This window comes from Pseudomonas sp. FP2254 (assembly GCF_030687695.1).
GTDB lineage: Bacteria > Pseudomonadota > Gammaproteobacteria > Pseudomonadales > Pseudomonadaceae > Aquipseudomonas > Aquipseudomonas quebecensis.
This window is the reverse complement of sequence record NZ_CP117444.1, coordinates 667,128-690,410: the sequence shown is the minus strand read 5'-3', so window position 1 is coordinate 690,410 and position 23,283 is coordinate 667,128. Positions and strand designations below refer to the sequence as shown.

Annotated in this window: 20 protein-coding genes and 1 pseudogene; 16 read left to right on the top strand and 5 right to left on the bottom strand. The window is 62.7% G+C overall.

Annotated features, from left to right (window positions below; genetic code table 11):
* Positions 1 to 1,382: 1,382 nt before the first annotated feature.
* The 12 genes and pseudogenes from PSH94_RS26010 to PSH94_RS02905 form a co-directional block, all read left to right on the top strand.
* Positions 1,383 to 1,898: pseudogene (locus PSH94_RS26010) on the top strand (methyl-accepting chemotaxis protein); the annotation flags it as partial.
* Between the two features lie 235 nt (positions 1,899 to 2,133).
* Entirely contained in the window at positions 2,134 to 2,589 is a 456-nt protein-coding gene (gene aroQ / locus PSH94_RS02955; RefSeq protein WP_034095685.1) for a type II 3-dehydroquinate dehydratase, read from the top strand.
* Positions 2,590 to 2,613: 24 nt separating this feature from the next.
* Positions 2,614 to 3,078 carry an acetyl-CoA carboxylase biotin carboxyl carrier protein gene (accB, locus tag PSH94_RS02950; protein WP_181080886.1) on the top strand — a complete coding sequence of 155 codons (465 nt, stop codon included), beginning with the start codon at positions 2,614 to 2,616 and terminating at the stop codon, positions 3,076 to 3,078.
* Between the two features lie 17 nt (positions 3,079 to 3,095).
* Positions 3,096 to 4,457, top strand: coding sequence for an acetyl-CoA carboxylase biotin carboxylase subunit (gene accC / locus PSH94_RS02945; protein ID WP_181080887.1), 1,362 nt, complete (start codon positions 3,096 to 3,098; stop codon positions 4,455 to 4,457).
* Positions 4,458 to 4,667: 210 nt separating this feature from the next.
* On the top strand, positions 4,668 to 5,546 hold the full coding sequence (gene prmA, locus PSH94_RS02940; RefSeq protein ID WP_181080888.1) for a 50S ribosomal protein L11 methyltransferase: 879 nt from the start codon (positions 4,668 to 4,670) through the stop codon (positions 5,544 to 5,546).
* A 30-nt stretch (positions 5,547 to 5,576) separates the two neighbouring features.
* Positions 5,577 to 6,818, top strand: a complete 1,242-nt coding sequence (locus PSH94_RS02935; protein WP_305436400.1) for a DUF3426 domain-containing protein — start codon at positions 5,577 to 5,579, stop codon at positions 6,816 to 6,818.
* A 185-nt stretch (positions 6,819 to 7,003) separates the two neighbouring features.
* Complete coding sequence (gene dusB, locus PSH94_RS02930; protein WP_034136704.1) at positions 7,004 to 8,017, top strand: tRNA dihydrouridine synthase DusB; 1,014 nt, start codon at positions 7,004 to 7,006, stop codon at positions 8,015 to 8,017.
* Positions 8,014 to 8,334 (top strand): DNA-binding transcriptional regulator Fis, encoded by a 321-nt coding sequence (gene fis / locus PSH94_RS02925; RefSeq protein ID WP_003221275.1) that lies wholly within the window; start codon positions 8,014 to 8,016, stop codon positions 8,332 to 8,334. Before dusB ends, fis begins: the two co-directional genes overlap by 4 nt.
* A gap of 81 nt (positions 8,335 to 8,415) precedes the next feature.
* Positions 8,416 to 10,023, top strand: coding sequence for a bifunctional phosphoribosylaminoimidazolecarboxamide formyltransferase/IMP cyclohydrolase (gene purH, locus PSH94_RS02920; protein ID WP_305436398.1), 1,608 nt, complete (start codon positions 8,416 to 8,418; stop codon positions 10,021 to 10,023).
* A 177-nt stretch (positions 10,024 to 10,200) separates the two neighbouring features.
* On the top strand, positions 10,201 to 11,493 hold the full coding sequence (purD, locus tag PSH94_RS02915; RefSeq protein ID WP_181080892.1) for a phosphoribosylamine--glycine ligase: 1,293 nt from the start codon (positions 10,201 to 10,203) through the stop codon (positions 11,491 to 11,493).
* Positions 11,494 to 11,607: 114 nt separating this feature from the next.
* Positions 11,608 to 14,379: a hybrid sensor histidine kinase/response regulator gene (locus tag PSH94_RS02910; protein WP_181080893.1), complete on the top strand. Its 2,772-nt coding sequence runs from the start codon at positions 11,608 to 11,610 to the stop codon at positions 14,377 to 14,379.
* Between the two features lie 99 nt (positions 14,380 to 14,478).
* Complete coding sequence (locus PSH94_RS02905; protein WP_003171467.1) at positions 14,479 to 15,075, top strand: MarC family protein; 597 nt, start codon at positions 14,479 to 14,481, stop codon at positions 15,073 to 15,075.
* Here the strand turns inward: PSH94_RS02905 and PSH94_RS02900 are convergent.
* The 5 genes from PSH94_RS02900 to cobG all read right to left on the bottom strand — a co-directional run bounded on the left by PSH94_RS02900 (position 15,072) and on the right by cobG (position 20,352).
* Positions 15,072 to 15,851 carry a hypothetical protein gene (locus tag PSH94_RS02900; protein WP_181080894.1) on the bottom strand — a complete coding sequence of 260 codons (780 nt, stop codon included), beginning with the start codon at positions 15,849 to 15,851 and terminating at the stop codon, positions 15,072 to 15,074. The two genes, PSH94_RS02905 and PSH94_RS02900, sit on opposite strands and share 4 nt — an antisense overlap.
* Positions 15,852 to 16,075: 224 nt before the next feature.
* Entirely contained in the window at positions 16,076 to 17,713 is a 1,638-nt protein-coding gene (gene cobJ / locus PSH94_RS02895) for a precorrin-3B C(17)-methyltransferase (protein ID WP_305436396.1), read from the bottom strand.
* A complete protein-coding gene (locus tag PSH94_RS02890; RefSeq protein WP_181080896.1) occupies positions 17,713 to 18,444 on the bottom strand; it encodes a precorrin-2 C(20)-methyltransferase in 732 nt (243 codons plus the stop codon). Before PSH94_RS02890 ends, cobJ begins: the two co-directional genes overlap by 1 nt.
* The gene (locus tag PSH94_RS02885; protein ID WP_181080897.1) at positions 18,444 to 19,070 is read right to left on the bottom strand and encodes a precorrin-8X methylmutase; all 627 of its coding nucleotides are present in this window, start codon (positions 19,068 to 19,070) and stop codon (positions 18,444 to 18,446) included. Before PSH94_RS02885 ends, PSH94_RS02890 begins: the two co-directional genes overlap by 1 nt.
* Positions 19,063 to 20,352 (bottom strand): precorrin-3B synthase, encoded by a 1,290-nt coding sequence (gene cobG / locus PSH94_RS02880; protein ID WP_305436395.1) that lies wholly within the window; start codon positions 20,350 to 20,352, stop codon positions 19,063 to 19,065. The genes PSH94_RS02885 and cobG overlap by 8 nt, the downstream gene beginning before the upstream one ends.
* 95 nt (positions 20,353 to 20,447) lie before the next feature.
* On the opposite strand from cobG, the gene cbiE reads away from it, so the two are divergent.
* The 4 genes from cbiE to PSH94_RS02860 all read left to right on the top strand — a co-directional run bounded on the left by cbiE (position 20,448) and on the right by PSH94_RS02860 (position 23,265).
* Positions 20,448 to 21,653, top strand: coding sequence for a precorrin-6y C5,15-methyltransferase (decarboxylating) subunit CbiE (gene cbiE, locus PSH94_RS02875; RefSeq protein ID WP_305436394.1), 1,206 nt, complete (start codon positions 20,448 to 20,450; stop codon positions 21,651 to 21,653).
* A complete protein-coding gene (locus PSH94_RS02870) occupies positions 21,650 to 22,375 on the top strand; it encodes a cobalt-precorrin-6A reductase (protein WP_305436393.1) in 726 nt (241 codons plus the stop codon). The genes cbiE and PSH94_RS02870 overlap by 4 nt, the downstream gene beginning before the upstream one ends.
* A 126-nt stretch (positions 22,376 to 22,501) precedes the next feature.
* Positions 22,502 to 22,780 carry a hypothetical protein gene (locus PSH94_RS02865; protein ID WP_181080900.1) on the top strand — a complete coding sequence of 93 codons (279 nt, stop codon included), beginning with the start codon at positions 22,502 to 22,504 and terminating at the stop codon, positions 22,778 to 22,780.
* Positions 22,777 to 23,265, top strand: coding sequence for a PIN domain-containing protein (locus PSH94_RS02860; RefSeq protein WP_305436392.1), 489 nt, complete (start codon positions 22,777 to 22,779; stop codon positions 23,263 to 23,265). The genes PSH94_RS02865 and PSH94_RS02860 overlap by 4 nt, the downstream gene beginning before the upstream one ends.
* Positions 23,266 to 23,283 lie beyond the last annotated feature (18 nt).

The window sequence follows — 23,283 nt, the reverse complement described above, 5'->3', positions numbered from 1 at the left end:
GGGCGACCCTGTGGTGGTCGCAACGCGCCCTGGAGCGCCCTTATCTGCTGATGGAACGCTACCTGAGCCTGTCGCAGACCTTTCAGAACCAGGCGGCACGCAATATCGAGGACTATCTGGCCAATGGCGATGCGCTGCGTTTGAGCGGCGCCAGCCAAAGCCTGGAAGGCTTGCTGCAACAATTGCACGAACTGCCGGCCGAACTGGCGCAGAGCCTGCGCCCCAGCCTGGTGGAACTGGACGCCTTCAGCAAAACCGACCTGCTTGCCGCCGGCAAGTTGGCTGGCGACCCGCAAGCCTTGTTGGTGCAGGCCGAGCGTGAGCTGGGTGCGAACCTGGAACAGCTGAGCCAGTACGCCACCGGCGTGAACTCGCCGGAAGCTGCACGCTACCTGCCAGCGCTGCTGGCCGCTTCCCAGCACTTGGGCAAACTCTCACTGGCCCGCGACAAACTGGTCAGCAGCGGACGCGCCGAGCTGGCCGATGATGTGGAGCGCGAACTGGGCCAGATCCGTGGCCAGGCCGACCTGCTGGAACAGTTGCCATTACTGGGTGTGAAAGCCAGCACCGAATCCAACACCGATGATTTCTCCGCGCTGATGGGCCTGGAAAACACCGAAAAAACCGAAGCTCAGGACACCGGCGTCGACCTCAAGCGCGAACTCAACAGCCTGTTGACCCGCTATCCCGCTGAACTCAAGCGCACCCGTACCCAGATCCAGCAGCGCGCCGACCTGGCCGCCGCCACGCACCTGAAAATCAACGCCGTGCAGCAAGCCATTGCCGGGCTGGAGCCGGTGGTGCGCGCGCAGCATGGCAAAATCCAGGCCGAAGTGCGCCTGATGCAAGGCATGATGATTGGCCTGATCCTGCTGATCGCGCTGCTGATCGACACCCTGCAGCGGCGCCTGGCCCGGGTATTGACCAGCCTGGCGCCCGCTCTGTCGACCTGGGCCGAGGGCGACTTCAGCCAGCCGATTGCCCTGGGCAAGACCAACCGCGAACTGCACGATATCGGAGCCTCCCTGAACCGCTTGCGCGCTTATCTGGTGGACCTGGTGGGCACTATTCGCGGGAATGCCGAGGAAGTCGCCGGCAGCAGCCGCACGCTCGCCGAACTGAGCAGCGGCCTGCATGACGGCGCCGAGCGCCAGGCCGGCGACACCGCGCAGATCCGCGATTCCCTGGGTGAACTGGAAGCGACCATTCAGCAAGTGGCCGGCGACGCCAGCCAGGCCGCCGGCGCCAGCCGCAGCGCGGGCCAGGCGGTGGAACAAGGCCAGCGGGTGATCGGCCTGAGCTTGACCGGGCTGCATGCCCTCGTCGGTGAAGTGCAGCAAAACGCGCAGATGATCGAAAAACTCGCTGAAGAATCCGCCACTATCGGCGGCGTACTTACGGTGATCCGCTCGATCGCCGACCAGACCAACCTGCTGGCGCTGAACGCAGCCATCGAAGCCGCCCGCGCCGGTGAAGCCGGACGTGGTTTTGCGGTGGTCGCGGACGAAGTGCGCTCCCTGGCCCAGCGCACCGCCGGCGCCACCGCCGAAATCCAGGGCCTGATCGCCGGTCTGCAAAGCGCCGCTCACCAATCGGTGGAAGGCATGCGCGCCCAGGTCGAGCACGCCGAAGCCACCGCCCAGCAGGCCCAGGCGGCCGACGGCGCACTGGATGAAATCGTCGGCGCGATCCAGACCATTTCCGATACCGCCGTGCGCATCGCCGATGTCACCGCGCAGCAACGTGATGCGGTAAGCGAAATCCGCGATAACAGCGAGCGGATTCATCAGTTGGGTGAGGATAATCTGCTGCGCATCGGCCAGGGCCGCAGCCAGGGCGAGCACCTGCTGGTGCTGGGTGGGCAGCTCAATACCGCCGTACAGGCATTCCGCGTCTAACCGGATCCAGCGTCATATCAAGAACTAATGTGGAAGGGGGCAAGCCCCCTCCCACACTTGATCTCCATAGGGTTCAAGGACGTGTCGCCTATGACCGGATACTGGCCCACAGTCACAAATTTCGCGCTATCCTCGCTAATCGTGCCGCCTACTGCATAGAACTGGACAGTCACAAAGGCTTTACGGCATAGTCGCCGGGTTCTGACGTACCCACCTCCATAACAAGGAACAGCCGATGGCGACCTTACTGGTTCTTCACGGACCCAACCTGAACCTGCTTGGCACCCGTGAACCGGGCGTCTACGGGGCAGTGACCCTCGATCAGATCAACCTCGATCTGGAACAGAGAGCCCGTGATGCCGGCCACCATCTGCAATACCTGCAAAGCAACGCCGAGTACGAATTGATTGATCGAATCCATGCCGCGCGCGGCGAAGGCGTGGACTTTATCCTGATCAATCCCGCCGCTTTTACGCACACAAGCGTTGCATTACGTGACGCGCTGCTGGCGGTGAGCATCCCATTCATCGAAGTGCATTTGTCGAACGTGCACAAACGCGAACCTTTCCGCCATCACTCTTACTTCTCCGACGTAGCGGTAGGAGTGATCTGCGGCCTTGGCGCCAGCGGTTACCGACTGGCCCTGGAGGCCGCCCTGGAACAGCTTGAACAACCGGCCAAGCGCCCCTGACCGACCCTTGGGAGTTGATGATTCATGGATATCCGTAAAGTTAAGAAGTTGATCGAACTGCTGGAAGAATCCGGTATCGACGAGCTGGAAATCAAGGAAGGCGAAGAGTCCGTACGGATCAGCCGCCACAGCAAGACCCCGGCTCAACAATTCTATGCCCCGCAGATGCAAGCGCCGGCTCCGGCCGCTGCTGCACCAGCCGCTGCACCGGCTGCCCCGGCTGCTCCTGCCGCACCGGCAGCTCCTGTGCTGAACGGTTTCGTGGTCAAGTCGCCAATGGTCGGTACTTTCTACCGCACCCCGGCACCGACCTCGCCAGCCTTCGTTGAAGTGGGCAAGACCGTGAAAGTGGGCGACACCATCTGCATCGTCGAAGCGATGAAAATGATGAACCACATCACCGCTGAAAAAGCCGGCGTGATCGAATCCATCCTGGTAGAAAACGGTCAGCCGGTTGAGTACGACCAGCCGCTGTTCACCATCGTTTGAACCGCGGAGCACCTTCGATGTTGAAACCTGCGAAGAAACTGCAAAAAGTCCTGATCGCCAACCGCGGCGAGATCGCGCTGCGTATCCTGCGCGCCTGTAAGGAAGAGGGCATCAAGACCGTCGCTGTTTACTCGACGGCCGATACCGAACTGATGCACGTGAAACTGGCGGACGAGAGCATCTGCATCGGCCCACCACTGGCCACGAACTCGTACCTGAAAGTCTCGAACATCATCGCTGCCGCGGAAGTGACCGGCGCTGACGGCATCCATCCAGGCTACGGCTTCCTCGCGGAAAACGCCGATTTCGCCGAACAGGTGGAAAAGTCCGGGTTTGCCTTCATCGGCCCGAAAGCCGAAACCATTCGCCTGATGGGCGACAAGGTATCGGCCAAGGACGCCATGATCGCCGCCGGCGTGCCAACCGTTCCAGGTTCCGATGGCCCATTGCCTGAGGACGAGGAAACCGCACTGCGCATTGGTCGCGAAGTCGGCTACCCGGTGATCATCAAGGCCGCCGGTGGCGGTGGTGGTCGCGGCATGCGCGTGGTGCACAAGGAAGAAGACCTGATCGAAGCGGCCAAGCAGACTCGCTCCGAAGCGGCTGCCTGGTTCGGCAACCCGATGGTCTACCTGGAGAAGTACCTGACCAATCCACGTCACGTGGAAGTGCAGGTATTGTCCGACGGCCAGGGCCACGCCATCCACCTGGGCGACCGCGATTGCTCGCTGCAACGCCGTCACCAGAAGGTATTGGAAGAAGCCCCGGCACCGGGCCTGGACGAGAAAGCACGCCAGGAAGTGCTGGCACGCTGCGTCAAAGCGTGCATCGACATCAACTACCGTGGCGCCGGTACGTTCGAGTTCCTCTATGAAGCAGGTCGTTTCTACTTCATCGAGATGAACACGCGCGTTCAGGTAGAGCACCCGGTGTCGGAAATGGTTACCGGTATCGACATCGTCAAGGAGATGCTCAGCATCGCCGCCGGCAACCCACTGTCCTACACCCAGGACGACGTGAAGTTGCACGGCCACTCCCTGGAGTGCCGAATCAACGCCGAAGACCCGAAAACCTTTATTCCGAGTCCAGGCCTGGTCAAGCATTTCCATGCACCGGGCGGCAACGGCGTTCGCGTCGATTCGCACCTGTACAGCGGCTACAAGGTTCCGTCCAACTACGACTCGCTGATCGGCAAGCTGATCACCTGGGGCGCCACCCGCGATGAGGCCATGGCCCGCATGCGCAACGCTCTGGACGAAATCGTGGTCGACGGGATCAAGACCAACATCCCGCTGCACCGGGACCTGGTCCGCGATGAAGGCTTCTGCGAAGGTGGTGTGAACATTCACTACCTGGAACACAAGCTGGCCAACCAGTAAGTGCTCCACCCAACAAAACCGCCTTCGGGCGGTTTTGTTGTTTGTGGGCCCTCTATTTTGAAAAAGTACACACTCCATAGGTAGGAGGGGGCAGCCCCACATTTGACCGGCGTGCAGTCAGCAGTGTCGTCTTCTGCCCGCCGCTCGCGTAAACTTGCGCGCTTTCGCGACCCCGCCGTCGCACACTCATTATTTTCAAAGGTGCCCGCCATGCCTTGGCTGCAAGTCCGTCTCGCCATCAGCCCAGAACAAGCCGAAACCTACGAAGACGCATTCCTCGAAGTGGGCGCCGTGTCGGTGACCTTCATGGACGCCGAAGACCAGCCGATCTTCGAGCCCGAGCTGAACACCACCCCGCTGTGGTCCCACACCCATTTGCTGGCGCTGTTTGAAGGCGGCACCGAAGCCGCCAGCGTACTGGCCCATCTGGAACTGCTCACCGGCAGCCCGCTGCCGGAGCATCACAGCGAAGTGATCGAAGACCAGGACTGGGAACGCAGCTGGATGGACAACTTCCAGCCCATGCGTTTCGGCCAGCGCCTGTGGATCGTGCCGAGCTGGCACGCGGCCCCGGAGCCGGACGCGGTGAACCTGCTGCTCGACCCGGGCCTGGCCTTCGGCACCGGCACCCACCCCACCACTGCCCTGTGCCTGGAGTGGCTCGACGGCCAGGAGCTGCGCGACAGCAACGTGCTGGACTTCGGCTGCGGCTCGGGCATCCTGGCCATTGCCGCCCTGCTGCTGGGCGCCAAGCAAGCCGTCGGCACCGATATCGACGTGCAGGCGCTGGAAGCGTCGCGCGATAACGCCGGGCGCAACAACATTCCTGAAGGCAAATTCCCGCTTTACCTACCGCAGGATTTGCCCCAGGTGCAGGCCGATGTGCTGGTGGCCAATATCCTCGCCGGGCCGCTGGTGTCCCTGGCGCCGCAGCTGTCGAGCCTGGTCAGGTCGGGCGGCCGCCTGGCGCTGTCGGGCATCCTGGCCGAACAGGGTGAGGAAGTCGCCGCCGCTTACGCCCAGGACTTTGACCTGGACCCGATCGCTGAACGCGACGGCTGGGTACGCATCAGCGGTCGTCGGCGCTAGAATGAGCGCTTGCCTGAATCGGATGGCCGCATGACCGACAGTTTCGTCACCCAGTGCCCGCATTGCCAGACCCGCTTTCGCGTCAACCATGCTCAATTGAGCGTGGCCCGCGGCGTGGTTCGCTGCGGCTCGTGCCTGCAAGTGTTCAACGCTGCCCGCCAATTGCTGGAGCAGCGCGCCACCCACGCCCCTGCGCCGACATCCGAAGTACCGACGGTCGCGCAAGCCGCCCCCGAGGCGCCGCGCGCGATCAGCCAGAAGCAGTGGAACGCCGAAGAGCTGGACCTGGACAATCTGGACCTGGACGAAGAACTGGCCAAGCTGGAGCGGCGCGCCCCGCAGCCCGCCCTGCCGGTGAGCGCAGACCGCCGCCAGCCGGGCGACCGTCGGCACAAGGAAGAACCGCTCAGCGCCAGTCGCGATAGCCTCAAGGCCGATGAGGAAAAGTGGGCCGCCAGCCTGTTCAGCGAACCTTCTGAAGCGCGCGGCCAACCCGACGAAGACGAATACGAAGCGAAAAAAACGGCTGCCACCCGAGCACGCACCGAACCGTCGATGTCACCTCACGCCGACGACATCGAAGATGGGCCGCCGCTGGGCACACCCCGCGACGATGACGAGCTCGACCCACCCTTGACTCCCGTCCTCCACGAAGCCTCCGAGCCGGAGCCCGAAGAGCGCCCTCAACCGCGCCGCAGGCGCACCCGCGCGTCGACCGGTGCCCACGACGACGTGCTCCAGGACCTGGAAGACGACCCGCTGCACCTCTACGCACAAAAACGCCCGTCAAGCCTGGGCCGCCGCCTGGTCTGGATACTGCTGGTACTGATCGCCGCCGCCGGCCTGGTCGGCCAGTACATCGCTTATCAATTCGACGACCTGGCCCGCCAGGACGCTTATCGCCCGTGGTTCCAGCAACTGTGCCCCACATTGGGCTGCACGGTGCCGTCGCGGGTCGATATCGCCCATATCAAGAGCAGCAATCTGGTGGTGCGCAGCCACCCGGAATTCGCCGGGGCGTTGGTGGTGGACGCGATCATCTATAACCGCGCGACCTTCTCCCAGCCCTTCCCGCTGCTGGAGCTGCGTTTCGCCGACCTCAACGGTGGCCTGATCGCCAGTCGTCGGTTCAAGCCCGCCGAATACCTCAGTGGTGAACTGGCCGGCGTCAGCGAAATGCCATCACAGACCCCGATCCATATCTCCCTCGATATCCTTGATCCGGGCAATAAAGCCGTGAATTACAGCCTGAGCTTCCACTCGCCCGAGTAAATCGGCTCGGCCACCGAAACCTGACGGTGGAATATTGACTGCGCGCCGGCCAACCAAACCGGCGGCGATAAAGAAATAACTGTTCAGATTTTATCCAATTCAGCCTTTATCCAGTCATCGAGAGCGGGTATCATGCCAACCCTTTTTCGAACTCTAATGATCCGGCCCCACAACAGGGAAGTCCTATGTCGGCGGTACGCATCGGCCCATATACATTGCAGAACGGCTTGATTCTCGCCCCCATGGCGGGCGTCACCGACCAGCCCTTTCGTCAGCTGTGCAAACGATTGGGCGCCGGGCTGGTCGTGTCGGAAATGGTCACCAGCGACATGAGTCTGTGGAACACCCGCAAGTCGCGGATGCGCATGATCCACGAAGGTGATCCCGAGCCGCGCTCGGTGCAGATCGCCGGGGGTGATGCGCAGATGCTGGCGGATGCGGCCCGAGCCAATGTGGAGCTGGGTGCGCAGATCATCGATATCAACATGGGCTGCCCGGCCAAGAAGGTCTGCAACAAGGCCGCCGGTTCCGCGTTGTTGAAGGATGAGCAGTTGGTTGCCGAGATCCTGCAGGCCGTTGTCGCCGCAGTCGATGTGCCGGTGACCCTGAAGATTCGCACCGGCTGGGACCGGGACAACAAAAACGGCCTGACGGTGGCGAAGATCGCCGAACAGGCAGGCATTACAGCGCTGGCGGTGCATGGCCGCACCCGCGCCGACCTTTACACCGGTGAGGCCGAGTACGACACCATCGCCGCGATCAAGCAGGCGGTGTCGATGCCGGTGTTTGCCAATGGCGACATCGACTCCGCCGAGAAAGCCCGGCGCGTACTTCACGCGACCGGTGCCGATGGCCTGTTGATTGGCCGTGCCGCCCAGGGGCGGCCGTGGATTTTTCGTGAGATCGAGCACTTCCTGCGTACCGGCGAAACCTTGCCGGCACCGGAGCTGATCGAGGTGGAACGCATTCTGCTAGAGCATCTGGCCGCCCTGCACGCCTTCTATGGAGACGTGATGGGAGTACGCATTGCTCGCAAGCATGTCGGCTGGTATCTCGCAACCTTGCCGGGCGCCAAGGAGTTTCGCGCCCACTTCAATCGTTTGGATGATACGGAAGCACAGTGCGCCAACGTTCGTGAGTTCTTCGCCGGACGTTACAAGAGCCTGGTGACAGGGGACGGAGAGGGGGTGGCCGCATGACGATGATGACCGAGACTTTAGTGAGTGGAACAGCACCCGTGAGCGACAACGTCAATTTGAAACAGCACCTCAACACGCCGAGCGAAGAAGGCCAGACCCTTCGCGGGAGTGTCGAGAAGGCGCTGCACAATTATTTCGCCCACCTGGAAGGCGCTTCCGTCACGGACGTCTACAACCTGGTGCTCTCCGAAGTCGAGGCGCCCTTGCTCGAAAGCGTGATGAACTACGTCAAGGGCAACCAGACCAAAGCCAGCGAGCTGCTGGGCCTCAACCGTGGGACCCTGCGCAAAAAGCTCAAGCAGTACGATTTGCTGTAAGCATTCAATCCAACCAGAAAGGCGCCCGCGTAAAAACGGTCGCCTTTTTTGCTGACTCCCTTGCTTTTGATGGAAATTGAAATGACCGACCAGACCACCCGCCTGCCGATCCGCCGCGCCTTGATCAGTGTCTCCGACAAGACCGGGATCCTCGAATTTGCCCGTGAGCTGGAAGCCCTGGGTGTGGAAATCCTCTCCACGGGCGGGACCTTCAAACTGCTGCAGGACAACGGCGTGGCCGCAGTGGAAGTGGCGGACTACACCGGATTCGCAGAAATGATGGATGGCCGGGTCAAGACCCTGCACCCGAAAATCCACGGTGGCATCCTCGGCCGTCGCGGCATCGACGACGCCATCATGAGCGAGCACGGTATCAAGCCGATCGACCTGGTGGCCGTTAACCTCTACCCGTTCGAAGCCACCATCAACAAACCAGGCTGCGACTTGCCGACCGCCATCGAAAACATCGATATCGGCGGCCCGACCATGGTCCGCTCGGCCGCCAAGAACCACAAAGACGTGGCCATCGTGGTCAATGCCAGTGACTACGCCCAGGTACTCGAAAACCTGAAAGCCGGGGGCCTGACTTACGCCCAGCGTTTCGACCTGATGCTCAAGGCGTTCGAACACACCGCCGCCTACGACGGCATGATCGCCAACTACATGGGTACCGTGAACCAGGCCGCCGAAACCCTCAGCACGGAAGGCCGCAGCCAGTTCCCGCGCACCTTCAACAGCCAGTTCATCAAGGCCCAGGAAATGCGCTACGGCGAGAACCCGCACCAGAGCGCGGCGTTCTACGTGGAAGCCAAGCCGGCCGAAGTGGGCATCGCCACCGCGACCCAACTGCAAGGCAAGGAGCTGTCCTACAACAACGTGGCCGACACCGACGCTGCGCTCGAATGCGTCAAGAGCTTCGTCAAGCCGGCCTGCGTCATCGTCAAACACGCCAACCCGTGCGGCGTGGCCGTCAGCCCGGATGCCGAAGGCGGCATTCGCCAGGCCTACGAACTGGCCTACGCCACCGACACCGAGTCGGCCTTCGGCGGCATCATCGCCTTCAACCGTGAACTGGACGCTGAGACCGCCAAGGCCATCGTCGACCGTCAGTTCGTTGAAGTGATCATCGCCCCAAGCGTCAGTGAAGAAGCTCGCGCCATCGTTGCAGCGAAAGCCAATGTGCGCCTGCTGGCCTGCGGCGAGTGGTCGGCTGACCGCGCAGCGGCGTGGGACTACAAGCGCGTCAATGGCGGCCTGCTGGTCCAGAGCCGCGACATCGGCATGATCGGCGCCGACGACCTGAAAGTGGTAACCCGGCGGGCACCGACCGAACAGGAGATCCACGACCTGATCTTCGCCTGGAAAGTGGCCAAGTACGTTAAATCCAACGCCATCGTCTACGCCAAGAACCGCCAGACCATCGGTGTCGGCGCCGGCCAGATGAGCCGTGTGAACTCGGCGCGTATCGCCGCGATCAAGGCTGAACACGCCGGTTTGCAGGTAGCGGGTTCGGTGATGGCTTCCGATGCGTTCTTCCCGTTCCGCGACGGTCTGGACAACGCCGCCAAGGCCGGCGTCACCGCCGTGATCCAGCCGGGCGGCTCGATGCGCGACGCCGAAGTGATTGCCGCGGCCGACGAAGCTGGCATTGCCATGGTCTTCACCGGCATGCGCCACTTCCGCCACTGATCCACTGCGTGAAGTAGCGAGCTTATAGCTGCAAGCGGCAAGTAAGAGTAGACCGGGATCGCTTTTACTTTCGCTTGCAGCCTCATTCATTAAAGGCTGCGCAACGTAGGGTGAGGCAATGCAGATTGCTTTTAACTTGCCGCTTGCAGCTTTTAACTTCCTTTGAAGGAGTCTGACTTGAATGTTTTGATCATCGGCAGCGGCGGCCGTGAACACGCCCTGGCCTGGAAAGTTGCCCAGGACCCTCGCGTCCAGACAGTTTTCGTCGCCCCCGGCAACGCCGGCACCGCTATCGAAGCCAAGTGTGAAAACGTCGCGATCGACGTACTGGCCCTTGAGCAACTGGCCGACTTCGCCGAAAAAAACGTGTCCCTGACCATCGTCGGCCCGGAAGTACCGCTGGTAGCCGGTGTGGTGGACCTGTTCCGCAGCCGTGGCCTGGACTGCTTCGGCCCCACCGCCGGTGCTGCGCAATTGGAAGGTTCGAAAGCCTTTACCAAGGATTTCCTGGCCCGCCACAAGATCCCGACCGCCGATTACCAGAACTTCACCGAGATCGAGCCGGCCCTGGCTTACCTGCGTGAAAAAGGTGCGCCAATCGTGATCAAGGCCGACGGCCTGGCCGCCGGTAAAGGCGTGATCGTCGCGATGACCCTGCAGGAAGCCGAAGACGCCGTGCGCGACATGCTTGCCGGCAACGCCTTCGGGGAGGCGGGTTCGCGTGTCGTCATCGAAGAATTCCTCGACGGCGAAGAAGCCAGCTTCATCGTGATGGTCGACGGCAAGAACGTGCTGCCAATGGCCACCAGCCAGGACCACAAGCGCGTCGGCGACGGCGATACCGGCCCGAATACCGGCGGCATGGGCGCCTACTCCCCGGCACCGGTGGTCACCGCCGACGTGCACCAGCGCGTCATGGACCTGGTGATCTGGCCGACCGTGCGCGGCATGGCCGACGAAGGCAACGTGTACACCGGTTTTCTCTACGCCGGCCTGATGATCGACAAAGCCGGTAACCCCAAAGTCATCGAGTTCAACTGCCGCTTCGGCGACCCGGAAACCCAACCGGTGATGCTGCGCCTGCAATCGAGCCTGGTACTGCTGGTGGAGGCCGCCCTGGCCCAGGCCCTGGACAAGGTTGAAGCTCAGTGGGACCCACGTCCGAGTGTCGGCATTGTGCTGGCGGCCGGCGGCTACCCTGCCGACTACGCCAAGGGCGACGTGATCGAAGGCCTGGATGCGGCGGCTACGCTGGAAGGCAAGGTGTTCCACGCAGGCACGGCGCTCAAGGATGGCCAGGTCGTCACTGCCGGCGGCCGTGTGTTGTGTGCCACCGCCATGGGCGCCAGTGTCGATGCCGCCCAACAGCAGGCGTATAAACTGGCCGCCAGGATCAACTGGAACGGCTGTTTCTACCGCAAGGACATCGGCTACCGCGCCATTGCCCGCGAACGTGGCCAGAACAGCTGAACAGCGACTACCCAGTAGCTATCCGTTCGGTTAGGCAAGGGCCCAAGGCCCTTGCCGTATACAGGCCTGCCGCGCATAGTTAACCCGTGCATCAACCTACGAAGGGATTTCGCCGTGCGCTGGCTCAGGATCGCCATAGGTTTCACTGTCAGTCTGCTGACGCTGCTCTGCCTGCTCCCGGCCCAGGCCGCCGCGCAAGGCAGTGGCTGGGCAGTATTGCTTGATGAACAGGCCGATCTGCAGTTGAGCGACATCCGCTCCTCTCGCTACACCAATCAATTCAGCCCCATCGAACTGGACCGCATTACCGCTGCGGAACCGGACGGTGCGTTGTGGGTGCGTTTCAAGCTGCAACCCGGCAAGCACGAGCAGGTGCTGCGGGTATTCGCCCCGGACCTGTCGCAACTGAGCCTCTACGTGCTCGACGGCGACACCCTGGTGGAACAACAGAACACCGGCACCCGCCAGCCCCAGGCGCAGCGCCCGCTGCCCAGCAGTGACTTCATGCTGCCGCTGCCGCAAAGCCAGAGACCGCTCGAGGTCTACCTGCGCCTGGTTTCGGAACATGAGCTGCGCCCTTACATCACCCTGGAACCGGCCGTACTGGCGGCCGCCGACCAGACCCAGACGCTGATCTACGGCCTGCTGTTCGGCTGCCTGCTGATGCTGATCCTGCACAACCTCACGCGCTTCGCCTACCACCGCTCGCGCAGCAGCCTGTGGCTGGCGGCCTGCGAAACGTTACTGATGCTCAGCCTGGCGCTGCTGCTCAACCTGGTCGGCCCGTGGCTGCCCAATTGGCATGCGATCCAAACCCCTGGCGCCTACCTGGCCCTGCTGCTGACGGCGCCGTGCGGCCTGATGTTTGCCTATCGCTTCTTCATGCCGCTGGGCCCTCACATGCTGAACCGGCTGTTGATGGCCGACATCCTGCTGATCGTGCTGTGCGGCCTGCTGCTGTTGTTCGTCAACACCTTGCCGCTGAATATCATCACCTACGTCCTGGTGGCCCTGGCGGGCCTGAGCATGTTGTTCGTCTCGGCCTACCATTGGCAGCAAGGCTACCGTCCGGCGCGCCTGTTCGTGGCCGGCATGGTGGTTTTCAATATCGGCACCCTGATCATCCTGCCGGCACTGCTGGGCCTGACGATGGTATCGCCCCAGGGCCTGATCGTGACGCTGCTCGCCTTTATCTGCATCAGCGGCCTGCTGATGAGCCTGGCACTGGGCGAACGTCAGCGCGCCATTGTCGAGGCACGTTTCAGCCTCAGCCGCGACCTGGCCGCCAGCAATGCCGAAATCGCCGCCAAGGCCGAGTTCCTGGCGAAGATCAGCCACGAAATCCGCACACCGATGAACGGCGTACTGGGCATGACCGAACTGCTGCTCGGCACGCCGCTGTCGGTGAAACAGCGCGACTACGTACAAACCATCCACAGTGCGGGCAACGAACTGCTCACGCTGATTAACGAGATTCTCGACATTTCCAAGCTCGAGTCCGGCCAGATCGAACTGGACGACGTGCAGTTCGACCTCAACGCGCTGATCGACGATTGCCTGAGTATCTTCCGCGCCAAGGCCGAGCAGCAGAACGTCGAGCTGATCAGCTTTATCCAGCCCCAGGTACCCCGCGTCATCAGCGGCGATCCGACGCGCCTGCGCCAGGCCATGTTGAGCCTGCTGGAAAACGCCCTGCATAAAACCGATGAAGGCGAAGTGCTGATCGTGGTGGCCCTGGACGACCGCAGCACCAAGCCTCGCCTGCGCATCGCCGTGCAGGACAGCGGCGTACCGATGGATGCCGCCGAGCGTGACGCCCTGCTGCACAGCGAACTGCACAGCAAGAACTTCCTCTCGGCCACGCGCCTGAGCGGCCACCTGGGGCTGGTGATCGCTCGCCAGCTGATCCTGTTGATGAACGGCGAATTCGGCATCAAGAGCGGCAGCCATCAGGGCAGCACCTTATGGTTGACCCTGCCCCTGGACCCCGAGCGCCTGGAGCACCCGACTTCCGACCTCGACGGCCCGCTCAAAGGCGCCCGCGTGCTGGTGGTGGACGACAACGACACCTGCCGCAAAGTGCTGGTGCAACAATGCTCGGCCTGGGGCCTCAACGTCAGCGCCGTGCCCTCGGGCAAGGAAGCGCTGGCGCTGCTGCGCACCAAGGCGCACTTGCGTGATTACTTCGATGTGGTGCTGCTGGACCAGAACATGCCCGGCATGACCGGCATGCAGTTGGCGGCCAAGATCAAGGAAGACCCGAGCCTGAACCACGACATTCTGTTGATCATGCTCACCGGCATCAGCAATGCGCCCAGCAAGATCATCGCGCGTAACTGCGGGATCAAGCGCATCCTGGCCAAACCGGTGGCCGGCTATACCTTAAAGACGACCCTGGCCGACGAACTGACCCAGCGCAGCAAAGGCAACATTGCGCCGCGCCCCGCCCCCAACGCGCCGGAAGCAGTCACGGTGCCCAGCGACTTCCGCATCCTGGTGGCGGAAGACAACAGCATCTCCACCAAGGTAATTCGCGGCATGCTCGGCAAACTCAACCTCAACCCGGACACCGCCAGCAACGGCGAGGAAGCGCTGGAGGCGATGAAAGCCCAGCGCTATGACCTGGTGTTGATGGACTGCGAAATGCCAATCCTTGATGGCTTCTCAGCCACCCAGCAACTGCGTGCGTGGGAAGTCAGCCACCAACGCATCCGCACGCCGGTGGTGGCGCTCACTGCGCATATCCTCTCGGAGCACAAAGAGCGTGCACGCCAGGCCGGTATGGACGGGCACATGGCCAAGCCGGTGGAGTTGTCGCAGTTGCGCGAGTTGGTGGAGTTCTGGGTGGCGCAGCGCCAACAGCGGCCCGAACACGCCCCGTCCTGACTTGAAATGCAATTGCAATGCGGGAGGGGCTTGCCCCTCCCACATTGCTCTGTGTCGCCTGTTAGACTCTCCCCACTTTTACTGTCGCGAGCCACCCCCATGCTCCACGTGTTATTCAGCGTTTACCTGAAGATGCTGGTGCTCTACAGCCCGTTCTTCGTGTTGTCCTGCTTTATCAGCCTGACCCGTGGTTATTCCAGCAAAGAACGGCGGCGCCTGGCCTGGAAAGTGGCGTTGGCGACCCTGGTTTCCAGCGTATTGCTCTACTTGTTCGGCCGGGTGATTTTCAGTGTGTTCGGTATTACCGTGGACGCGTTTCGCATCGGCGCCGGCAGCGTGTTGTTCATCTCCGCCCTGGGCATGGCCCAGGGCAAGTCGGCGGTGCAGACCGACAACGTGCAGCAGGACGTCACCATTGTGCCGCTGACCATCCCGCTCACCGTCGGCCCCGGCACCATCGGTGCGCTGCTGGTGATGGGCGTCAGCCAGCCGCACTGGGACGACAAACTCACTGCCATCCTCAGCATCGCCCTGGCCAGCCTCACGGTGGGTGTGGTGCTGTATCTGTCCAACCGTATCGAACGCATTCTCGGTGACCAGGGCCTGCAGATTGTCAGCCGCCTCATGGGCCTGTTTGTGTGCGCCCTCGCCGCGCAAATCATCTTCACCGGCGTGCGCGGTTATCTGGTGCCTTAGATCCGGTACTTGGCAATCGCCAAGTGCACCTTGTCGCCGGCGCTCTCGCGCATCAACCGGATGGTTTTTTCGTTGACCACCGAGGTATTCAACACCAGGCAGGTCTGCCCGCTGAAGGCCTCGAACGACGAGCTGTCCCATTCCAGGAACGGCAGCCCCACCTGTTTGCTCGCGCCCTGGGTGCTGTAGGTCACCAGCACCATGGTCAATTCACCGTCCGACTCGGCACAGGACGCCAGGCCAAAATCACCGCCCTGATGCACCATGCTGTTGCGTTTGAACAGCTCGAAAGACGCCGGTTGCTGCTTCAAGGCCTCCAGTGCATCAGCGGCCAGCTTCGGCAGCGCGGCCAGCAGCGGCCCGGACAGCGATGTCGACGCCAGCAACGTGGCGATGAGATTCAGTGCCGCCAGTTGCACCGTCAGGCCCCTGCCGGAACTCGAGACGCGCTCGAAGCGGCTGCGCACCGGCAGCCAGCCCAGGCTGATCATCACCTTGATAAATTCGTCATACCAGGCTTCGCTGCCGCGCTGGATATTCAACACATCGCTGACGTAACTGCTGGCCAGCAGGTAGCTTTTGCGAATGTACTCGCGGTTAAGCCCCGACAGGCCCTCGGCAAACGAAATCACACCGTTGTTGACCACCGCCGCATTGCTGTCTTCGTCGGTGTCCAACACCTGCGTGACAGGCGCTCCCGGTGCGCCGGGCAGTTTGTAGGCGGCAATCAACTTGCGCCGCTTTGCCGTATTGATCCTTCTGTGATGTCGCTCCATTTCAGTTCTCCACAAGCACCCCACATGGGGCTTGCTTTCACCCTAGTCCAGGGCTCGGCGGCGTTGCCATACGACAAACAACGCTTGCGCACAGCCAGCGCAAAACACTGCCCCGCAATTACGGGGCAGCTCACTGGACGTTCCGGTTTTCGTTGTGCCAAAAAGAAAAAAGCGCCGAAAACACCAGGCGATCACCCAGGGTTTATCGGAGCTTTCATGCAGCCTCAGGCGCCGGGCTTTTCGCCATACCAGCGCGGTGTGTACACCCAGGTACCGCCATCGGCCCGCGCGAATGTGCAGGTGGTGGAAGAGCCGATCAGCACCATGGTGCGCATGTCCACCTGGTCCGGGGTGAGTTGACCCAGAGTGGTGACGCGCAGCGTCTGGCCGGGCCGCCCGATATCGCGACCCAGCACTACCGGCGTCTGCGGCGTACGGTGCAGCGCAACGATTTCCAGGGCGCGGCCCAATTGCCACGGGCGCGACCGCGAGATCGGGTTGTAGAACGCCAGCGCCAGGTCGGCCTGGGAGGCGAGGTCCAGGCGCTTTTCAATGATCGACCACGGCTTGAGGTTGTCCGACAGCGACATCACGCAGAAGTCATGGCCCAGCGGCGCGCCGGCCTGGGCGGCGGTGGCCAGGGACGCAGAGACGCCCGGCAGAATTTCCAGCTCGACCTGATGCCAGGCCGGGTCGCTGGAGTCATGCAACGCCTCGATCACCGCAGCCGCCATGGCGAACACACCCGGGTCGCCGGACGACACCACCACCACCGAACGGCCACTGGCGGCCAATTCGAACGCATGGCGTGCGCGCTGCATTTCTTCACGGTTATCGGTGCAGTGCTGCACTTGGTCGTCACGGAACGGCCCGGCCATGCGCACGTAGGTTTCATAACCCAACACGTCGGTGCAGCGCGCCAATTCAGCCTTGACCGCCGGCACCATCAGCTCGACCGCACCGGGGCCCAGGCCGATCACGGCGAGACGGCCACGCGGGCGCCCTACCTCGGACAGGTCCAGGGGATGCTCGGCAACCTGAATCACGAGGTCGGCGTCCTGCCGGATGCTGGCGAAACGCAGCGGCACAGCCAGTGCCGATGCCGCTTCATGCAACGTCGCCTCGGCCATGTGCGTTTCGCTGGCGAGCAGGCACGCCAGCGATTGCACGGCAATGCCCGCGTCATGCAACGCAGCACGCACACGCTCGGCCAACTGCGCGCCGGGCTTGCAGGTCACGCTCACGTTTTTCGGATAGATCAGCAATTCGTTGGCAACGGCGGCGCGCGCGGCACTGCCCACATGGATCGCCAACCGCGCTTGCGGGTCCTGCGCAAGATTCGCTTGATCCAACCACGGCGCCGCGCCTTCGATACGCACGCTTTCGCCCGCCAGCAAGTCGGACACGAAGCGCTTGCCCAACTCCAAGTCCGCCAGTTCGTAACCTGCGGGCGGGTTGAGCAGGCAGGTGCCGAAGCGCAGCTCACCGCTGGTGGTAATCGCCGCGTCCACGTTCAACGCCGCCGCGATCTCGCGCGCCATGCCGTTGACGCCGCCCAGGCCACCCAGCAGCGGTACCACTGCACTGCCATCCTCCGCCACCGCCAGCACGGCGGGCTCTTCGCCTTTTTCCAGCAGTAACGGCGCCAGGGTGCGGATCACGATACCGGCCGCGCACAAGGCAATCAGCGGCGTGCCTTGCCGGTAAAGCTCGCGCAGTGTGGCGCCGAATTCGTTGTAGGCCTGGTCCGCACCTGCAACGCGCCCCGACAGGCCGTGGATCAGCGCCCCAGGGTAAACCTGCTGGATCCTGCGCGCCGTGGCCAGGCTGCCCTGGCCCAGGATGACAATCGCTGGAGTCATCACCCTTGCCACCGTTCACCGGGCACGATGATCAGCGAGAAGTACGGCGACGACATCGGCTCCACCTGATCTAGCGGTACGATCTTCTGGTTGGCCATGGTGGCGCGCTCCACGTACAGCGCACGCCCGGCCAGGCCGAGTTCTTCGAGTACCTGGCGCACCTTGGGGAAGTTGCGGCCCAGCTTCATGATCACCGCCGCGTCGGCATCGGCCAGGCGACGCTTGAGGTCGTCATGGGGCAACACGCCCGAGAGCACCGACAGGCTCTGGTTGCGATACACCAGCGGCGCGCCAAGTACCGAAGCGCCGCCGAGCATCGAGCACACGCCCGGAATGACCTGCGCTTCGTAGCGCTCGGCCAGACGGTCGTGCAGGTACATATAGGAGCCGTAGAAGAACGGGTCGCCTTCGCAGATCACCGCGACATCGCGGCCGGCGTCCAGGTGCGCGGCCACCTCGACACTGGCGGTGTCGTAGAAATCGCTGATCACCTGCTCGTAGGACAGCGGCGCCGGCAGCGCTTCGGTGGTCACCGGGTACACCAGCGGCATCAGGGTCTGCTGCGCCACCAGGTGGTCTTCGATGATGCCGAAGGCGTTGCCCTTTTTGCCCTTGGCCACGAAGTACGCCACCACCGGCGACTCCCGCAGCAGGCGCAAAGCCTTGACGGTGATCAGCTCCGGGTCGCCGGGGCCGACGCCCAGGCCGAGCAAACGTCCGCGTGCCGGCATTATTCGACCTCCGTGGCGAGTGCATTGACCGCGGCGGCGGCCATGGCGCTGCCGCCCAGGCGGCCTTGCATGATCACAAACGGCACGCCACGGCTGTCGGCCGCGAGCATCGCCTTGGATTCGGCGGCGCCGACGAAACCCACCGGGAAGCCCAGGATCAACGCGGGTTTCGGTGCGCCGGCATCGAGCATTTCCAGCAGGTAGAACAGCGCCGTCGGTGCGTTGCCGATCACTACCACACTGCCCGCCAGATGCGGGCGCCACAGCTCCAGGGCGGCAGCGGAGCGGGTGTTGCCCAACTCTCGCGCCAGCTCGGGAACGCTGTCGTCGCGCAGGGTGCAGATCACTTGATTATTGGCCGGCAGGCGCGTGCGGGTCACGCCTTCGGAGACCATCCGCGCATCGCACAGGATCGGCGCGCCGGCGGCCAGCGCATCGCGTCCGGCCTTGCCGGCGCCGTCGGAGAACTGCAGGCCGTCAATGGCATCGACCATGCCGCACGCATGAATCACCCGCACCGCGAGTTTTTCCAGGTCCGCCGGGATGCGCTCCAACCGGGCTTCCGCGCGAATAATGGCGAAGGAGTTGCGATAGATCTCCTGACCGTCGCGGATGTAATCAATCATCGGTGTTGCTCCGTGGACGAGCGCGCAGCACGGCGCCCGCCGCTTCAATGGAAAGGTTGCGCGCGTGCAGCCGGCCGAAACCTGGGTGGGCTGCATCGCGAAAATAGAGGTCGTAGTGGCCGGGGCTCACCGCCAGCAAGGTGACCGGCGCGGTGTGCGCGTCGGCGCAGGAACGTGGGCAGCCGGACAGGTGCGCCTCAACGCCGGGTGCCTGCGCGGCCAGTTGCATGGCGTCGGCCTTGGTGTCGGCCAGGGCTTTGCCGCAGCCGCTGGAACCGGTGCAGGCCACCATGCGGGCCAGCGGTTGATCGGCGCAGCCGAGGAAACCCAATTGCGCCAGGCGTTCGGTCACGGCATGAGGCTTTTCGACATTGGGCAACAGCACGCCTTGCCAGGGGGTGAACCGCAAGGTGCCGTCACCATAGTCGCCGGCCAGTTGTGCGGCGCCCTTGAGCATCGTCGAATCCAGGCGGCCCAAGGGGGCGACGGCGGCGACATAAAACTGATTTTTTTGAGGCTGTGGATAAGTGCCAAGGTGCAACAAGGCGCCGCTGGCTGGGCGTTTGAAGTTGTCGATCGGCAGCAGTGGCAGGCGCAGATGGCTCAGCAGGTGGTCCACACGCACATGGCGCATGCGGGTTTGCTCTGGGGTCGCGAGGTCAAGGAACGCGTCGAGGACGGCCACTACCAACGCGTGCGCTTGGTCCAATCGCACGGCGGCCAGGGGTGCGTCCAGGCCCGGACAACCTGCCAGGCCAAACGCGAGCAACGTCTCGCCCTCGCGCACGAATGCCGATAACCACAGGTCGTGGTGATGTTCGAGCATCGCCAGGGCCTCGCCGCCATCCAGTTGCACGGCGAACTTGGCCGACAGCGCATGAAAGCGCGGATTATTCTCCAGCGTGGCGAGGATCTGCCCCGCCAGTGGGCGGGTGTCGAACAGCATCTGCGGGTCGATACCGGCGCTGGGGCTGAGCATCAGGTTGCGCACGTCGTCACCGGCGGCGTTGCTCGGGCCCAGGCCCGCAGCCAGCAACATCGCGATCAGGGCATCCTGCTCGGCGCCGATCCCGCGAATCTGCAGGTTGGCGCGGTTGGTCGCCTCGATCACCCCGCCGGCATAGGCCTGGGCCGCGTCAGCCACGGCGTGGGCCTGGGCCGCGCTGATCGAACCGCCGGCCAGCTTGATCCGGCAAATGCCGCCATCCAGCGCCTGGACAATACGCAGCAACCCCGGACAAGCCGAGGGGCGCAAGGTGTTCAGGGCGGGCGTTGGGTTCACGGGGCTACCGGTTCACGGGTAAAGGCGCGGTATTATGCCTGCTTTGTCCGGCGGCATGAAAAGCCTGCCCGTCGGATGTCGTTCAAGGAATCAATATGTCGCCCTGGCTGACGGTAGTAGGCATCGGTGAAGACGGCTTCAAGGGGCTGGGCAGGAATGCCCGGCATGCCTTGTTGCGCGCCACGCGGATCATAGGGGGTCAGCGCCAGTTGGACCTGTTGCCGGTGTGCATTCGCGGTGAGCGCCAGTTGTGGCCGAGCCCGTTCTCCCTGGAACCGGTGCTTGCTCGGCGCGGTACGCCGGTGTGTGTGCTGGCCAGCGGCGACCCAATGTTCTACGGCGTGGGCGCGAGCCTGGCGCGACAGATCGCGGCTGAAGAGTTGCTGATTGTGCCCGCGCCGTCGTCGGTGTCCCTTGCCGCCGCGCGTTTGGGCTGGCCGTTACAGGACGTGGTGACATTATCGGTAGTGGCGCGGCCCGTCGCGGCTATCAACGCGCATCTGGCCAGTGGGGTGCGCCTGTTAGTGCTGAGTAATGACGGTGGCAGCCCCGCATTGATCGCTGCGGTGTTGACCGAGGCCGGGTTCGGGCCCAGCCGATTGAGCGTGTTTGAACACTTGGGTGGCGCGCATGAGCAGCGTATCGACGGCCTGGCCGCGGATTGGCAGCACCAGTCGGCTGCGGATCTGAACCTGGTCGCCATCGAGTGCCTGGCGTCTCCCGACACGCCGCGCCTGTCGCGTCTGGCAGGCCTGCCGGATAGCGCCTTCAAGCACGACGGCCAACTGACCAAGCGCGATGTGCGCGCCATGACCCTCGCGCGCCTTGCCCCCATGCCGGGCGAGCTACTGTGGGATGTGGGCGCGGGCAGCGGTTCCATCGGTATCGAATGGATGCGCACTCACCCCAGTTGCCGTGCCCTGGCGATTGAAGCCGACGCAGGCCGCCAGGACTTGATCGAACACAATCGCGACGCCCTCGGCGTGCCCGGCCTGCACCTGGTACGCGGCACCGCCCCGGACGCCTTGCATGGCCTGCCGACGCCCGACGCCATCTTCATCGGCGGCGGCGTCACCCGCGACGGCGTACTCGACAGCTGCTGGCAACAGCTGCGCCCCGGTGGTCGCTTGGTTGCCAATGCCGTGACCCTGCAAAGCGAAATGACCTTGATGAACTGGCGCGCGGAGCACGGCGGCGAACTGACGCGCATCCACGTGGCCCAGGCGCTGCCGCTGGGCGAGTTCGATACGTGGCGCCAGGCGCTGCCGATCACCTTGCTTGAAGTGACCAAGCCGCTATGAAACGGATTCTGCTGCTGGGCGGCGTGACCGAAGCGTTGGCCATCGCGCGAACCTTGGGGCCGGAGCATATCTACAGCCTGGCGGGCGTGGGACGTGTGCCGACCGACCTCACCTGCCAAGTGCGCGTTGGCGGCTACGGTGGAGCCGAAGGCTTGGCCCGGTTCGTTCGCGCTGAACGGATCAGCCTGATCCTCGACGCGACCCATCCGTATGCGGCGCAGATCAGCCGCAATGCCGCCGAGGCTGCACGGTTGAGTCACATCCCCTGCTGGGCGCTGCGGCGTCCGGCGTGGAAGCCGCAGGCCGGGGATGATTGGCGCGAAGTGAGTGATTGGGCCGAGTTGATCGAAGCATTGAAACCGTTCAAGCGGCCGCTGTTCACCTTGGGTCGCGAACCGTTGCAGCACCTCGACGAAATCCCCGCCGGGCAATTCTGGACACTGCGCGCGCTGGATATGTACCCCGGCAATGAGCGCTGTGAAGTGATTGGCGCACGCGGACCGTTTCTGCTCGAAGATGAACGCGCGTTGTTTGAACGGCGTGGGATTGATGTGCTGATCAGCAAGAACAGTGGCAGCACGGCCACCGAGCCGAAGCTGGAAGTGGCGCGGGAACGTGGGGTGCCGGTGTTGGTGTTGAAGCGGCCGGTGTTGGCGGCGGTGGACAGGGAGCTTTTGTCGCCCGCGGAAACAATCGATTCGTTGGCAGATTTCATTCGATAGATCAGGATCATCCGCCACCCTCTATCCCATTCATTGTTGCTTCAAGGGACGGCGATGAACCCACAACACGAAGTGCTAAATTCCAGGAACAGTTCAGGCCAGACCCAAGGCTATACAGGAGCTGACATGATAGAAGTTAAACAAGCCGTACAAGTTGCCAAGGCAGCCGCCAACGACTTTCTCGGGCAAGAAACAGACCTGCAAGACCTGATGCTTGAGGAAGTAGAGTTAAGCCCAGACAATAATACCTGGGCAATAACACTTGGCTTCAATGTCCCCAACCCTAATAACTATGAAAGATTAGGCGCCTCTTTGGCCGGACAGATGTATGCGCGAAAGTACAAAACATTCATCATTGACTCGGAGACTGGCGAGTTCCGTTCCATGAAGATTCGCGAAGTATGATAGAAGCCTATATAAAGCAATATCGAAGAAAGGGAATCATCGTTGACACTAACCTGCTACTTCTGGCCCTGATAGGAGGAACGTCCAGCATCGTAGAGTTCAAGAGGACACGCGGCTACAACGATGAAGACTATCAACTTTTACTCAAAGTGATTGATCAATTCGAGAAGCTTGTTTCAACCCCGCACATTCTCGCTGAAGCCAGCAACCTGACAAATGGGCTTTATGGAAGCAAGCTGCGCGATTTTTATGCAACGTTAAAGAACTCACTATCAACAATAATCGAGATCCATCATCCAGCCTTGGATATAAGTCGCGATTATGAGCTGTCACCCTACGGCCTTACCGACGTCGGCATTGTTGCCGCAGCGAAAGATAACTATCTGGTTTTGACTGACGATCTTAGAGTCGCTGGGTTCGCTCACCAGCATTGCGTCGATGTCGTCAACTTCAATCATATACGGGAAGCCGGCTGGGAGGTCTAAGACCTGCCCCACGATCAT

Coding starts and splice junctions, on each gene's coding strand:
- aroQ (WP_034095685.1), top strand. CDS start 2,134: ATGGCGACCTTACTGGTTCTTCACGGACCCAACCTGAACCTGCTTGGC.
- accB (WP_181080886.1), top strand. CDS start 2,614: ATGGATATCCGTAAAGTTAAGAAGTTGATCGAACTGCTGGAAGAATCC.
- accC (WP_181080887.1), top strand. CDS start 3,096: ATGTTGAAACCTGCGAAGAAACTGCAAAAAGTCCTGATCGCCAACCGC.
- prmA (WP_181080888.1), top strand. CDS start 4,668: ATGCCTTGGCTGCAAGTCCGTCTCGCCATCAGCCCAGAACAAGCCGAA.
- PSH94_RS02935 (WP_305436400.1), top strand. CDS start 5,577: ATGACCGACAGTTTCGTCACCCAGTGCCCGCATTGCCAGACCCGCTTT.
- dusB (WP_034136704.1), top strand. CDS start 7,004: ATGTCGGCGGTACGCATCGGCCCATATACATTGCAGAACGGCTTGATT.
- fis (WP_003221275.1), top strand. CDS start 8,014: ATGACGATGATGACCGAGACTTTAGTGAGTGGAACAGCACCCGTGAGC.
- purH (WP_305436398.1), top strand. CDS start 8,416: ATGACCGACCAGACCACCCGCCTGCCGATCCGCCGCGCCTTGATCAGT.
- PSH94_RS02905 (WP_003171467.1), top strand. CDS start 14,479: ATGCTCCACGTGTTATTCAGCGTTTACCTGAAGATGCTGGTGCTCTAC.
- PSH94_RS02900 (WP_181080894.1), bottom strand. CDS start 15,851: ATGGAGCGACATCACAGAAGGATCAATACGGCAAAGCGGCGCAAGTTG.
- cobJ (WP_305436396.1), bottom strand. CDS start 17,713: ATGACTCCAGCGATTGTCATCCTGGGCCAGGGCAGCCTGGCCACGGCG.
- PSH94_RS02890 (WP_181080896.1), bottom strand. CDS start 18,444: ATGCCGGCACGCGGACGTTTGCTCGGCCTGGGCGTCGGCCCCGGCGAC.
- PSH94_RS02885 (WP_181080897.1), bottom strand. CDS start 19,070: ATGATTGATTACATCCGCGACGGTCAGGAGATCTATCGCAACTCCTTC.
- cbiE (WP_305436394.1), top strand. CDS start 20,448: ATGTCGCCCTGGCTGACGGTAGTAGGCATCGGTGAAGACGGCTTCAAG.
- PSH94_RS02870 (WP_305436393.1), top strand. CDS start 21,650: ATGAAACGGATTCTGCTGCTGGGCGGCGTGACCGAAGCGTTGGCCATC.
- PSH94_RS02865 (WP_181080900.1), top strand. CDS start 22,502: ATGATAGAAGTTAAACAAGCCGTACAAGTTGCCAAGGCAGCCGCCAAC.
- PSH94_RS02860 (WP_305436392.1), top strand. CDS start 22,777: ATGATAGAAGCCTATATAAAGCAATATCGAAGAAAGGGAATCATCGTT.